We start from the raw sequence: 14369 nt of genomic DNA, 5'->3' as shown, positions 1-14369 counted from the left end.
TTCTTTCTCGACGTCACTTTTGGGAATCTAATTTTGAAGCATTCTTCTTGAAAGCTTCTCCTTCCTTGGAAAGTTTTCCGTCCTGGAAGTCTTTAGATAGACGGTTTTTGTCATATTTCAGATAAAACTCCGTAAAAAACCGGGGAACCTTGGAAAACGCAATAGTAGAGCGTGAGCATCCTCAAACTTAGAGATCGTCGGGTCAACCTTGCGCTCCCGTTACCATTCCATCGCGACTTCCAGTCATCGGTTCGAGCACAGCGCTCGCCCCTGATCAAGACCGTACGCCAACCTCACATGTTACAAGAGGCGACAATGTAGCTTGAGCAAGCATTTTGCTATGCTGAAGCGAAAACTAAAGATAAATTGATTCCTCAGCAATTTCTTTAATTCTTATATAAATTGAAAAGTTAAATTTTTCGAAATTAAAATGGTACGCACGATTGGGCTCGAACCAACGACCTCCACCATGTCAAGGTGGCGCTCTAACCAACTGAGCTACGCGCGTAAAGGCTAAAAGCATTTGTTGTAATGGCTTTTATGGGGCTTCGTCAAGACTCGATTTCTGGAGTTTTTTCTATGACATTCTCAAGTTCTACCAGACTAGGCGTGTCTTCAAATAGAGCCTCAGCTTGTAACGCTTCTTTCATGGCTTGAGAAAATTGGTTTACCACTTCAGGTACTGTGGTTTGCACTTCATATTCAGGTAAATTTTTATTATCAATCAACGCTTTGACTTGAGCTTTAAAATGATCGAGCCAAAGATTTGCACAAGCAGTCATATCCCAAGCGGGAATTTCAGGCATAAACTTTGACATTTCTTGACTCAAATTAGTAGCAGTAACTGACTGCCCACACTGCCTGATAAGTGAAAAATATTCTAAATCATTAAACAAGTTTATAGATACTCCGTGCATACTCACGCCACGATCAATTCGAATTCCAAAGGCTGCTGTTTTTTTACCATCAACCCAAAGACCAGGTTCATAACCGCGGGTAACTTCGATACCAAATTCTGCACAAAAATAAGCTGTCGCGCGCTCCAAACATTCAACATAATCTCGAACACCAAAACCCCATTGAGCCAGTGGTAAAATTGGGTACAAAACCAATTGTCCTGGATTATGGAAAGTGGCTTGACCGCCACGGTCAGTTGCTACGATTCTAATGTTTTTTTCACGCATAGTTTCTAATGAAACCAGGAGATCAGACAGTGCTTGACCTCTTTTACCTAAAGTCACCACAGCATGATGATGAAGCGCCATAACACAGGGCACACTGCCCGCACGCACACGCTCTGCAGCCCGTATTTGAGCCTCTAGGGCTACCTCGTAATCCATAAGCCCAAGCCATTGAATAGTGATCTGATCTAACTCATTTAACATATTTAAAAAGAGTATACTTCAATGCTCAAGAAGGCAAAAAAAAACTCCAAACTGGTTATCTGGAGTTTTAAAAGCATCATAATTTTACAAGTTCTATTACTTCGTAAATGAAAGCATCTCACTGCTCAAATCGCTTAATATTGGGCTTCTATCGGTGGGCCCTTTTGCAACAATACTTAAATCTCTTTTAAATATTTCAGTACCGCCACAAAATCGCTTACTCACTGAAGCAATCTCATTTGAGGTTATTCTCACTCTTACGATGTTGCCAGTACCCACACTACTTCCATTACAATTCAATGGAACATTCGTATAAAGATCAAGTTTTCTACGTGCTAAAACAACCTGACCATTTGCAAATTGATATGTACCATCTTGGTAAACTACCTTGTGGTGTTCTTTATTATAAGCACGAATTTGTTGATATTGCAGTGAATCAGCTTCTGTATATTCATTATCATCATCTTCTGAATACTTCATTTGAGGCATTACGGCTTTACATGTTGGGCCTCCCACAGTACTTAAAAGACTTGGCAATTCTCCAGCTGACTTTGTATTTAAACCGGCTGCATTTTCAGGTTGTGTGATTGTATCAGGTTTTGCATTTTCAGGTTTAACACTTTCTGGTTTTACTATGACAATGCCTTCAGTCCATGAAATAGAATTATTACTCACTGATTCGCCAATAAGATTATTTGAAGAATATGATCTGATACTACTCTGACGTTGAAATTCAGTATTGACAGGTAATCCAGCAAGGCTTGATGAAAGCACAACACCTTTACCGCGCCAACTGTTCTGACCAATAGCTTCTTCAACCACAAACATTGTTTCATATGATTGAATTTTTTGATCAGATGATAAAATTCGCTCTAACTGATTATATTTCATACCTGCAGTAACTCGAACATCAAATGAATCGATAGGGCTATCTTCAGTGACACGTTCACAACCGCTAGTAAAATACCCCTTAAATAAAGAACCTTTACGATCATCTTTGGTAAGATAATTACGTGTGGGTGTGAAAACACCATGTGAACCATATTGATCTATTCGAGGTGCATCACCACTTTGAACACCAGCATTTTGACAACCCGATGTACCCAGGGCAATGAATAAAAGAGAACTCAGCATAACGGACTTCATTTGTTACTCCCAAAAAATAAACGCACACTCAAAGTATGAAGCGCACTAGTGATATTAATGACTTAAGTATAATATTTAATGTGCTCTAAATCGATGGTAACCATTACCCGTCTTAATTCTAGACAAGGACAAGAATTTTTTATCTGTATGAGTAACAGTCAGTTAAATATCGAATTTCAAGTCAGGCGAATAATTTTTTCTTTAAGATGCTGGCAGATCTCATAAAAATGGTTATAATGAACCCATGAATTATCAGAGACGTTTTTTGGCTAAAATATTATTTATTATTATTATTATTTCTACATTTCAGATTTCTTGTAGCAACTGTAAAGAGTTTGATCTCTCCAGTGCCACATGCAAAGAAGAAAAAAGTCAGGTTACTACTCAATCTATTTGCCCAGATCCTAACAACACAGCAATTGTTGGCGTAGAAAATCGCCAGTGGTCAACTCTAGATTTCAAAGGTGATTGGAAGAGTCAAGTTCATCTTCAAACAATCAACCCATCTAGCGGATATCATCACGTAAAATGGGAGCTAAAATTAAATCGCCAAACTTGCAGTTCTGGTCACACAAGTGTTGAAGGCAGTGGTTCACGCTCTTATTTACTTATTAGTCATAACAAGACTGCACTTCATATGAAAGTGACTGGCAACAGAAATTATATTGAATATACGGCTTACGGTTGTGTTGATTCAGCTGAGAAAGACTGCGCTACAGTAGTTGAACGCGGTACTATAAATTTAGATGTTAATTATGTTCCGTAATTAATAAAGCTCTACGCGATCGTTTTCTTTAAACCCAGATCCAGAATGAATAACAGTTATCGAACCATCTTTGCCAAAATAACTAATTACTTCAAGTGTCCCCTTCATATGCCCTGGGGCCCGCCCAATAAAAACACCTGTGTCTGGATCATAAACTGAATCACCATCTTCATTGACCCTTAAAATATCACCTACATTAAGCCCCGTGAGTCTACCCGCATTAAGATATATGCGATCACCACTAACGAGAGCGACTTTTCCATTCCAATTAAGTTTATCAACTGCTTTGGTGATTGGTAAAATCATGCCCTGAAATGCTGAGACAAGTGATGCGCGAATAAGATCAGGATCCGCCGTAAGTGATTCTTTACCATTGGAAAGAACTCGATGACTTTTAGCTTCACTCGTAGCAGATCTTACTTCATTGAGCATTTCTTTATGATTTGCTGCTGAAAACACTCTAATACCAACTGTTGATTGTACTTCGGCTTTCACAGATCGAATCAAACCAACGTCATCACCTGATCTGTGAGCTTTAATAACTAAAATTCGCCCCTCAACAATGGCAACAACTCCTAAATCGGCTGCGACTTTTGCGATTTCTTCCATGTCATAGCCATTATCTTTTCTAAACTGTTTAAGATCTTTTGGTACATCGTTATTATCTAAAATAACAAAGTTATCAGTAATGCGAAGACCCGCAAGAAGTGCTTCACGGGCGGTTCTTGCTACAGCTGGATCTTTTTCGATTGAATCATTGATAAAGGGAAGAAGTAAGATTCTTTTGCGCGGGCCTTCACCACGAAGTCTTCCAAGCTTTTGTCGCATGCTTGCATCACCTTCATCAGTACGGCGATTTGGTGACGTCACACATGCTTGAATAAAAGCCAGGGACAAAAAAATCAAAGCAATGCGTTTTGAATAATTGTGACTTGTCATAGCTATAATTTTAGCTGATCTGAAATTCTATGAAAAGAGTTAAAAAATTACCTGCCCGCGACCTTAGACCAGCGCAGGAGGACTTCATCATTTTCAATACCCGTTACTGAAAGTTTAAACCCATCAAAAGCAGTGTTTTCAAGACGCTTTACCAGGCCGGCAATACCACCTGAGGCATCAACTTCAAATGTGGCTTGCCCTTTTTCTAATTTACGCTCAATTATCTTTTTAATGTCAGTAATCTTTGTGGCCATTTGTTTTTTAAAATTTTCTAAATCTTGGTAATTCATAGAACCCTTAAGTGAGAGTTTTAACAAACTTGCACCAAAAGTACCTCGAGTCCATTCTTCAAACACTTGGGTTGATAGATCTCGAATCACCTCGCCAAATGCTTTTCTTAAAAGTTGTTGCGAAACTAACTCCCACTCACCCGGTGTACTTTCAAAAGATCGACTAATTTCTCCAACCACACGTCCGTTACTTGTATGATATGCCACAAGTTTAATTGTAGCTTTTACGACGTTTCCATCCAGGGGCTCTAAAACCGCATCACCTTGTATGACCATTTGAGCTTTAAAAAAGTCTCCCATCCATAAAATATCATTTATGCTGACAGGATCTCTCATGTATGGCTCAGGCATCCATTGCACATAGTGCTGAGTTACTGGATCAACAATATAAAAATTCTTAGCTCTAAAAACACTTTCAAACTGGGCTATAAATAGACGTGTTTGATCTCTTAAAAATGTATTTGTTGAATTTGCTTCTTCCATCCACCAACGAAATTGCCTAGCACCATCACGTCTCTCAGATATTTTAATAAGTGGTAATACTGTAGCAGGGCCTTCACTTTGATAGAGCATTCCTTCTGCCGCTAGTAAATCTCTGAGACTAGAAACTGAAATTTTCATGTTTACATAAACCACGGTATCGTTATTTTTTTTAACCGCGTCAGCCGCTTTATAAAATTGAATGAATTTTTGAGTTTGCACCAAGATCTTACTTCTTATCAGGGGCATATTTTTTTCTAATTTTGATTCACCTATGAGGCCTGTGATAACTTGAATGCTGCCTTTGTTGAGGGCATCTTTGAGTGCATCAGCTTGAGCTTTTGCAGGAACTTCGCTAGGACTTGAACCTTCACTATTAAGTTGAATGATATCTTCTGCGGCAAAGGCTAGTGTTAAGGCAAAAAAACAACTGAAAAATCCCAGAACAAAACTCATGATGAAACCCCCAAAGGTTAGACACCCAAGAGTAGCTAAATTAAATCAGAGTCGCAAGACCCTTAGAGCCCATTTGACGCTCCAAGTCTTCAAAGAATGCCTCAGTGGGAGTAATATTATACTCAGGTCCTAATTCTAAACTGACATTTTGTTTCATCTCAGAAAGAAAAACTTCAATACGACTTGGCATTTCTCCTTGATGACGTTTAAAAACTTCAGCTAATTTTTTTATATCAGATTCTTTATTATATCTCACATCAAGCCTCACAACAAGTTCACGCGCTTTGGAGGCTAAACCTGAAATAGTAAGAATATTATCTACTAGAATTTTACTTGTATCCCCTTCACGCTCGTGTTGCCCGGTGATGATTAACGGCTGCACTTCTTTAAGCAAATGTTGGTATTTTAAAAATGCCTCCGGAAATATAACAAGTTCCACGACTCCCGTTTGATCTTCAAGAGTTGCAAAAGCCATTCGCGAACCTTTTTTAGTAATGAATTCTTTAAGCCCACTGACGATGCCACCTAAAGTGACTTTTTTCTTAACAGCTTGATCAACAAGACCTATAATTAAACAATTAACATGATTTTTGAGAACATTTTCAAAACCACTTAACGGATGATCACTAATATAAAACCCAAGTACATCTTTTTCAAAAGCCAATTTTTGACTGCGATGCCAATCTTCAATAAATGGAAGCTCAACTTTCTTTTGACTTTCTTCTTCAGAAACAGCAAACAAACTCACCTGACCTAATTCTTTATCGCGCCGAGTGCTTTCAGCAACATCGAGAAAATTTTCAAATCCATTAAAAAGTTGGGCTCTATTTGAAAATAACAAATCAAACCCGCCCGCTTTGATCAAACACTCAACCACCTTTTTATTCACACGTCTAAGATCAACCGTTTCAAAAAACTGCAATACCGAATCAAATTTCTTACCCCCTAAACTATCTCTTGCTTCAATAAGTGCTTGAACCGCAGCTTCACCAATGCCCTTAACCCCACCAAGGCCAAATACAATTTCATTCCCAACTGCTGTAAAGTTATAGCCAGATGAATTTATATCAGGGCCACGAACAATGATGCCGTGTTCATTGGCATCACGAATGTATTTTACAATTTTATCAGTATCACCCATCTCTGTTGTTATAAGAGAGGCGTAAAATTCTACTGGGTAATAAGCCTTAAGATAAGCGGTTTGCGCTGCGACTACACAATAAGCAGCAGCATGACTTTTATTAAATCCATACTCAGCGAATTTCGCCATCAAATCAAAAAGCTCGCCCGCTTTTTTAGGATTAAGCTTATTAGATTCAGCCCCTTTGAGAAATCTTTCTTTTTGCTTTGCCATCTCAGCTGGCTTTTTCTTACCCATAGCGCGACGAAGTATATCAGCTTCACCTAATGTATAATTAGCTAAGCGTGAAGCTATGAGTTGAACCTGCTCTTGATAAACAATAATGCCATAAGTTTCTTTAAGAATTTCTTCAAGTTGTGGGAACAAATAAGTAACTTTAATCTTGCCGTGTTTTCTTGCCACATACTCATCGAGCATATTCATTGGGCCCGGTCGATAAAGAGCATTAATAGCCGTAATATCTTCAAAACAATTGGGTTTAAATTTTCTAATTAAATCACTGATACCATCACCTTCAAATTGAAAAACACCTACGGTATCACCCGATGAAAGAAGGCCATATATTTTAGGATCACTAAGATTTATTGTTTTTGTTGAAACACTTTGCGCATGGGGATCATCTTGTCTATTTAGTTTAATAAACTTAATGGCATTATCAATCATCGTAAGAGTTTTTAAACCTAAAAAGTCAAATTTGATGAGCCCAATTTTTTCAGCATGAATCATATCATACTGAATAACTGTTTCGCCTTCGTTGCCTTTATATAAAGGGCAATGTTCAATAAGGGGTCGATCAGAAATAATAACACCAGCTGCGTGAATAGAAGCGTGGCGCGTAAGGCCTTCAAGTTTTAATGCGGTTTTTAAAAGACTGTCGATTTTAGGATCACTCTCCGCTGTTTCTTTAAAGCGGGGCTCCATATCAATTGCTTCTTGAAGTGAAATTCCAAGTTTATCAGGAACAAGCTTTGCGATAAAATCCACTTCATTATAACTAATACCCATGGCACGACCGACATCACGAATAGCCGCACGGGCTTGAAGTTTTCCGAAAGTAATAATTTGCGCTACCGATTGGGTGCCATATTTTTTAGTTACGTAGTTAATGACTTCCCCTCGCCGCTCATGGCAAAAGTCGATATCAAAGTCAGGCATACTTACGCGCTCTGGATTTAAAAATCTTTCAAATAGTAGATTGTATCTTAATGGATCTAGATCCGTGATCAGTAGACAATAAGCCACTAGCGAACCCGCACCCGACCCCCGCCCTGGGCCAACGGGAATTCCATTATCTTTTGCAAAACGGATAAAATCTTGAACAATCAAGAAATAACCGTTAAAACCCATACGATTAATAACATCGAGTTCATATTTTAAGCGTGCATGATAATTTGGTTTTAGTTCATCAGAAATAACCTCTTCGCGAAGTATGGCTTCTTGAAATCTTTGCTCAAGCCCTCGTTCAGATAAAATTCTTATTTCTTCACCGATGGTTTGCCCAATTTCTACCGGAAATGTAGGCAGATGATAAATTGTATTTCCTTTTTCATCAGCAAACTTAAATTCAAGATCACAACGCTCAGCTATCTCTAAAGTTCGATCACAGGCTTCAGGAATATCTTTAAAGAGTTCACGCATTTCTTCACTAGATTTAAAATAGAATTGGTCACTTGGAAGTTTTGGCCTACGATCATCTAATAAAGTTTTACCCGCTTGAATGCAAAGAAGTATTTCCTGAGCAAAAGATTCATCTCGTGTGAGATAATGAGGTTCAGCAGATGCGACAACTGGAACACCCGTTTTTTGAGAAGCATCGATTAAAAATTTATTTAGGTTTTCTTGATTAGGCGAACCTGTTCGCTGTAGTTCTAAATAAAATCGATCTGAGTAAATTTCTTTATAAAATAAAATTTTCTCTAAGCCCTTTTCACTCCCACCATTGAAAAAAGCCTGGGGCACATCACCAAGTATCGAAGAGCTTAGAGCAATTAGACCTTCGCTAAATTCTTTTAGGACTTCATAATCTACACGTGGTTTATAATAAAACCCTTCGGTGTATCCACGACTCACAATGGCGCATAAATTGTGATACCCCTGCATATTTATTGCGAGCAACACAAGTTTTGTTGTCGCTTGAGGATTTTGTATCCGAGCCCCTTGGGGGGTAGTTGTTCCTTTAAAATGCCGACCATAGGGAGCAAGATTTACTTCACAGCCAATGATGGGTTTAATTCCGTTTTTCTTTGCCTCTAAATAAAACTCAATGGCACCAAACATATTTCCATAATCAGTCATAGCAACTGAGTTCATGCCATTTTCACTAGCCTTACTCATGAGCGCTTCGGCCGTAATAGAACTTTCTAAAAGGCTGTACTGTGTATGTAAATGAAGGTGTACAAAACTTAAATTACTCACCGAGCTCGTTTACTCCCACTCTATTGTTGCAGGCGGCTTACTGGAAATATCGTAAACTACACGGTTAATACCTCTGACTTCATTGGTAATGCGATTACTGACTTTGGCTAAAAATTTTGTATCAAATCCAAACCAATCGGCAGTCATTCCGTCTATAGATGTAACGGCTCTTAATGCAGCAACTTTTTCATAGGTACGATTATCACCCATCACACCAACTGTTTTGACAGGTAATAAAACCACAAACGCTTGCCAGATTTGATCATAGAGACCAGATACTTTAAGCTCATCAGTAAATATGTGATCCGCCATTCGTAAAAGACTTAAATCATCTTTATTAATTGGGCCAATAAGTCTAATCGCAAGCCCGGGCCCAGGAAACGGATGTCGATTCAATAGCTCTGGTTTTACACCAAGTTCTCTTCCTAAAGCTCTCACTTCATCTTTAAAAAGTTCTCTAAGTGGTTCGACAAGTTTAAGTTTCATATGCGCAGGTAATCCACCAACATTGTGATGACTTTTTATTGTCACACTTTGACCATGAATATTCACACTCTCAATGACATCCGGGTAAAGAGTCCCTTGGGCTAAAAACTGACATGGAAAACTCTTAGTTGCGTTATCAAAAACTTCAATAAATACTCGCCCTATAATTTTTCTTTTTTGTTCAGGATCCTCAATATTATTAAGCTGCCCAATAAATTCGTTTTCTGCAAAAACCGCTTTAACAGGCAAATCCATTTCTTTATAAGCTTTGACAACTTGCTCAGCCTCAAGATGGCGCATCAGCCCAGTATCAACAAACACACACTGAACACGCTCTTTACCCAGGGCACGAATCAGAAGACTCGCCGTTACTGTCGAATCAACCCCACCACTGAGGGCACAAAGCACATTATCTTTTGGCCCAACTTTTTCTTTAATGCCATTTACTAAATGCGAAACTAACTGATCGCCCTGCCAATTTATTTTGGCATTACATTTTTCAAATACAAATTTACGAATAATCTCTTTACCATTTTCGGTATGTGTTACTTCAGGATGAAATTGAAGCCCTGTAAAACCTTTTCCAATAACTTTATTTTCAATTGCCGCCCAATGACCTGAACTTGATTTAGCTAACCCTTCAGTACCTTCGGGCAAACCTGTTACAAGATCACCATGACTCATCCAAACAACTTGATTGGTTTTATCTTTTATCCATTGAATTGTCATACGGCCGTATTCACGCAATTTACTTGATTCAACTTTACCACCTAAACCGTGCGCAAAAAGTTGCATACCGTAACAAATTCCAAGCACAGGTGCATAATCAAGGAGGTCACGAATATCATTACGCTGAGGCGCACCCTGATCATAAACACTTGAGGGGCCACCACTTAAAACAATGCCGACTGGTTTTCTTTTTTTAATTTCATCTATAGAAGAATTAAATGGAATGATTTCACTATAAACGCCAAGCTCACGAATTCGCCTAGCAATCAGTTGAGTGAACTGAGAGCCAAAATCTAAAACAACAATTCCCCCCGTGATTGACATTATTCTAGCCTATAATTTGGAGCTTCTTTTGTGATGATGACATCATGAACATGGGATTCTCTGAGGCCCTGTGGTGAGATTTTTACGAACTTCGCTTTTTTCTGTAAATCTTCAATCCCTGATGCACCCAAATAACCCATTCCACTTCGAACACCGCCTAAGAGTTGATGCAATATTGAACTAAGGGCCCCTTTGTAAGGAACTTTTCCTTCAATACCTTCTGGAACAAGTTTATCATCGTGCTCAACTGTATCTTGAAAATAACGATCACGACTGCCACGTTTCATTGCACCAAGGCTTCCCATGCCGCGATATACTTTATATGTTCGACCTTGATATAAAATTGTCTCCCCTGGGCTTTCATCGGTTCCTGCGATGGCATTACCCACCATGACCGTGTTTGCTCCAAGTGCTAATGCTTTTGTCACATCACCTGAGAACTTAACTCCACCATCTGCAATAATAGTTTTTTTATTTTTCTTAGCCACAACTGCACAATCCATAATCGCTGTGACTTGAGGCACACCAACGCCTGCAACTACCCGTGTTGTGCAAATACTTCCAGGGCCAATTCCTACTTTTACGACATCAGCGCCTGCATCATAAAGCGCTTGTGTACCTTCACCAGTGGCTACGTTTCCACCAACAATGATTGCATCTTTAAACTGACTTTTTGCCCACTTCACTGTTTCTAAAACATTTTTTGAATGCCCATGTGCTGTATCAATAACTAAGACATCACATCCCGAAGCAATGAGCGCTTCACTACGCTGACGGGCATCTTCTCCAATACTCACTGCGGCACCTACGATAAGTCGCCCCCTACGGTCTTTACTTGCGTTAGGAAATGCACGGGCTTTTTCGATATCTTTAATAGTAATTAAACCACAGAGTTTTCCTGTTTTATTTACGATAGGAAGTTTTTCAATACGGTATTTTTGTAAAATTTCACGAGCTTGATCAAGAGTGGTTCCTTCAGGAGCTGTGATAAGATTATCTTTTGTCATTACAATTGAAATCTGCTGATGCACATTTGTTTCAAAGCGCAGATCACGATTGGTTAAAATACCTACGAGTATTCCTTCACGGGTTATAGGAACTCCACTGATGCTGTAATGTTTCATTAAATCAAGGGCATCACTCACCAAACGATCGGGCTCAAGTGTTATGGGTTCTGTAATCATCCCACTTTCATATTTTTTAACACGCTCAACTTCTCGAGATTGTGATTCGATATCCATATTTTTATGAATAATTCCAAGGCCGCCTTCTTGGGCCATGATTCTTGCAACTTTACTTTCAGTAACGGTATCCATTGCTGCAGAAATCAGTGGCATGTGCAGACTTAAATCACGGGCAAAAAATGTTTCCAAACTTGTTTGCGCAGGAACAATTTCTGAATATGCAGGTACAAGTAAAATATCATCGTAAGTTAGGGAATCTACAATTTCTTTCATGGAATTTTTCCCTCAGTGCCAGCGTACCAAGAAGTGTAGAGAGTATAATTATCGGCGCTGTGATTAATGTGTTTAAGTTCTTCAGGTTTTAATTTTCTTTTAGCTATTGCGGGACGTCCCAATACAAGTGTCTCATCTTCAAACTTAGATTCTTCAGTAACAAGACTTCCTGCTCCAACGATAGATCGCTTACCAATACTAACGTTATCCATTAAAATGCTACCCATCCCTACGAGTGTGCCATCGCCCACTTGACAACCATGAAGAATCACTTGGTGCCCAACAGTAACACGATCACCAATCACAACTCCGCATTTTTTATAAGTAGCATGCACCGTACAGTTATCTTGAATATTGGTATGCCTTCCTATACGAATCGGAAACACATCACCACGAATTACAGTTCCAAACCAAATAGAACATCCTTCACCAATTTCGACATCACCTATTATAGTTGCAGTCGGAGCGATCCATGCTGTGGGATGAATTTTAGGATAGAGTCCATTAACGGGTATGATCATTCAGTGTAACCCCTCAAAATTTCCATGATTACCGACGCGTGGATTTGAATTGTGTAACCATTCCAAATTAAGCACTCGACTCTTTTCAATGATGTCTTCATCAGTATAAAAAACACATCCAGCATTTACAGCTAGTGACATAGCCTCTGCAGCTCTAACTCTAACTTCAATAGTTTTTTTACCCTGAAGGGCTGTGAGTATTGCGTACTGTGTTGATACGTTAATTTCGTTAAAATAAACTGATTTCAAACTAATTTTTAATTCATCAAAAATCTTAAAAATCGCATTATGCGCACGCTTAGCATCATGAAGCCCTTGAGCACTTGCTAAAAGTAAACTTGCATCTACTGCATCTAACCAAACAGGTAAAATCTCGCGCTCCGTCTTATCTTTAAAAATCATTGCAGGACGTATATTCACTGGTCCGACAGAGATGCCGTGGGGATACATTTCAAGTTTTCTCATCAAACAACTTCTCCTCTTAATGAAAAGGGCTGCGCTTTTAGTACTCTTACATCAATTGTTTTACCTATTAGCGAACTAGGGCCTTCAAAGTTAATTACCTTATTGTGAGTTGTACGACCCGTTAATACTTCTTTATTAGTACGTGAAGGACCCTCAACAAGAATCGGAAATATTTTACCGTCATATCTTTTGCAAAAATCAAAACCCAAACGGTCTTGAAGTTCAATAAGTTTTGCTAGTCTTTCTTCTTTTACACTTTCAGCAACTTGCTCAGTAAATTTTAATGCTTTTGTGAAAGGCCTTGGCGAATATTTAAAACCGTAAACATTTTCATAACCAATCTCTTCTAACATTGAGAGTGTCATGTCAAAATCTTCATCTGTCTCGCCAGGAAACCCAACTATAATATCTGTTGAAAAGGCTACTTCCGGAAGTTCTTCTTTAAGTCGCTTGGCTTTATGAATGTATTCTTCTCGTGTGTAGCCACGATTCATGAGTTCTAAAATACGAGTGGAGCCTGATTGCACAGGCAAATGCACAAAGTGTCCGAGTTTATTTTGATATTTTACTAAAACAGAAATGAGATCTTCATCAAAATCTTTTGGATGACTTGTCGTAAATCTAACACGCTCAATATTTGTTTCTTCGCATACTGCGCGTAATAAATCAGTAAATCCACCATTGCCATCTGGGCTTTTATACGAATTTACATTTTGCCCTAAAAGGGTAACTTCTTTTACTCCCCGCTCAACTAAACTTTGAACGTCTTTGATAAGCTCACTCAAGAGGCGGCTTTTTTCACGCCCCCTTGTAAAGGGCACCACACAAAATGAACAAAAATTATCACAGCCCTTTGTTATTGTCACAAATGCTGAAACTTTTGGGTTTCGCACCAAAGTTTGAATTTGATAGGCATCGCGGTGCCCTACTTTTGTCCACGCCGCTCTTTTTTTATCAACGCGAACTTCTGAAATAATCTGAGGTAACTGATCAATCGTGTCGGTTCCAAAAACAAAATCAAGCAACTTTGTTTGGCTCAGAAGTTTTTTGCCCTCTTGTTGTCCAACACAGCCACCAATACCAATTTTTAGTTTAGGATTTTTTTCTTTAAGCGGCCGGTAAGTTCCAACTTCACTCATTACTTTATGCACAGGCTTTTCGCGCACTGAACAAGAATTAATAATAATGACATCTGCTTCTTCAGGGGATGTGGCTTGAAGATACTTATTCATTTCTAAAAGCGAGTACATACGTTCAGTGTCATGGTCATTCATTTGACAACCATAGGTCGTAATATAGACCCTGTCTCCGTGACCGCTATTTTGATTTTTTTCTGTCATAATCTGCTTCATATTAAGCTTTCGTTTAT

At 38.8% G+C, this 14369-nt stretch carries 11 protein-coding genes and 1 tRNA gene; 1 reads left to right on the top strand and 11 read right to left on the bottom strand.

From position 1 onward, the window contains the following. Nucleotides 1-431 precede the first annotated feature (431 nt). The 3 genes from SGI74_12490 to SGI74_12480 form a co-directional block, all read right to left on the bottom strand. Nucleotides 432-508: transfer RNA gene (locus SGI74_12490), tRNA-Val, on the bottom strand. Between the two features lie 43 nt (nt 509-551). Continuing rightward, nucleotides 552-1385 carry a lipoyl(octanoyl) transferase LipB gene (lipB, locus tag SGI74_12485; protein MDZ4678314.1) on the bottom strand — a complete coding sequence of 278 codons (834 nt, stop codon included), beginning with the start codon at nt 1383-1385 and terminating at the stop codon, nt 552-554. 96 nt (nt 1386-1481) lie between these two features. After that, nucleotides 1482-2531 carry a hypothetical protein gene (locus SGI74_12480; protein MDZ4678313.1) on the bottom strand — a complete coding sequence of 350 codons (1050 nt, stop codon included), beginning with the start codon at nt 2529-2531 and terminating at the stop codon, nt 1482-1484. A 244-nt stretch (nt 2532-2775) separates the two neighbouring features. Between SGI74_12480 and SGI74_12475 the strand changes: the two genes are divergently transcribed. Then, on the top strand, nt 2776-3297 hold the full coding sequence (locus SGI74_12475) for a hypothetical protein (GenBank protein MDZ4678312.1): 522 nt from the start codon (nt 2776-2778) through the stop codon (nt 3295-3297). Here SGI74_12475 and SGI74_12470 read toward each other — a convergent pair whose 3' ends face one another. From SGI74_12470 to miaB, 8 genes are read right to left on the bottom strand one after another with little or no spacing between them, the layout of a single operon-like run. Then, entirely contained in the window at nt 3298-4236 is a 939-nt protein-coding gene (locus tag SGI74_12470) for a hypothetical protein (GenBank protein ID MDZ4678311.1), read from the bottom strand. A gap of 47 nt (nt 4237-4283) precedes the next feature. Continuing rightward, complete coding sequence (locus SGI74_12465) at nt 4284-5462, bottom strand: hypothetical protein (protein ID MDZ4678310.1); 1179 nt, start codon at nt 5460-5462, stop codon at nt 4284-4286. Nucleotides 5463-5502: 40 nt separating this feature from the next. Continuing rightward, nucleotides 5503-9018 (bottom strand): DNA polymerase III subunit alpha, encoded by a 3516-nt coding sequence (dnaE, locus tag SGI74_12460; protein ID MDZ4678309.1) that lies wholly within the window; start codon nt 9016-9018, stop codon nt 5503-5505. Nucleotides 9019-9027: 9 nt separating this feature from the next. Continuing rightward, the gene (gene guaA, locus SGI74_12455; GenBank protein MDZ4678308.1) at nt 9028-10557 is read right to left on the bottom strand and encodes a glutamine-hydrolyzing GMP synthase; all 1530 of its coding nucleotides are present in this window, start codon (nt 10555-10557) and stop codon (nt 9028-9030) included. Continuing rightward, complete coding sequence (guaB, locus tag SGI74_12450; GenBank protein MDZ4678307.1) at nt 10557-12014, bottom strand: IMP dehydrogenase; 1458 nt, start codon at nt 12012-12014, stop codon at nt 10557-10559. The genes guaA and guaB overlap by 1 nt, the downstream gene beginning before the upstream one ends. After that, the gene (locus SGI74_12445) at nt 12011-12535 is read right to left on the bottom strand and encodes a gamma carbonic anhydrase family protein (GenBank protein ID MDZ4678306.1); all 525 of its coding nucleotides are present in this window, start codon (nt 12533-12535) and stop codon (nt 12011-12013) included. The genes guaB and SGI74_12445 overlap by 4 nt, the downstream gene beginning before the upstream one ends. Then, complete coding sequence (locus tag SGI74_12440) at nt 12536-13000, bottom strand: bifunctional nuclease domain-containing protein (protein MDZ4678305.1); 465 nt, start codon at nt 12998-13000, stop codon at nt 12536-12538. Continuing rightward, nucleotides 13000-14340: a tRNA (N6-isopentenyl adenosine(37)-C2)-methylthiotransferase MiaB gene (gene miaB, locus SGI74_12435; GenBank protein ID MDZ4678304.1), complete on the bottom strand. Its 1341-nt coding sequence runs from the start codon at nt 14338-14340 to the stop codon at nt 13000-13002. Before miaB ends, SGI74_12440 begins: the two co-directional genes overlap by 1 nt. Between the last annotated feature and the right edge of the window lie 29 nt (nt 14341-14369).

Source organism: Oligoflexia bacterium (assembly GCA_034439615.1).
GTDB lineage: Bacteria > Bdellovibrionota > Bdellovibrionia > JABDDW01 > JABDDW01 > JAWXAT01.
The sequence above is the reverse complement of the archived record's forward strand: the minus strand, read 5'-3'. Positions and strand labels throughout refer to the sequence as shown.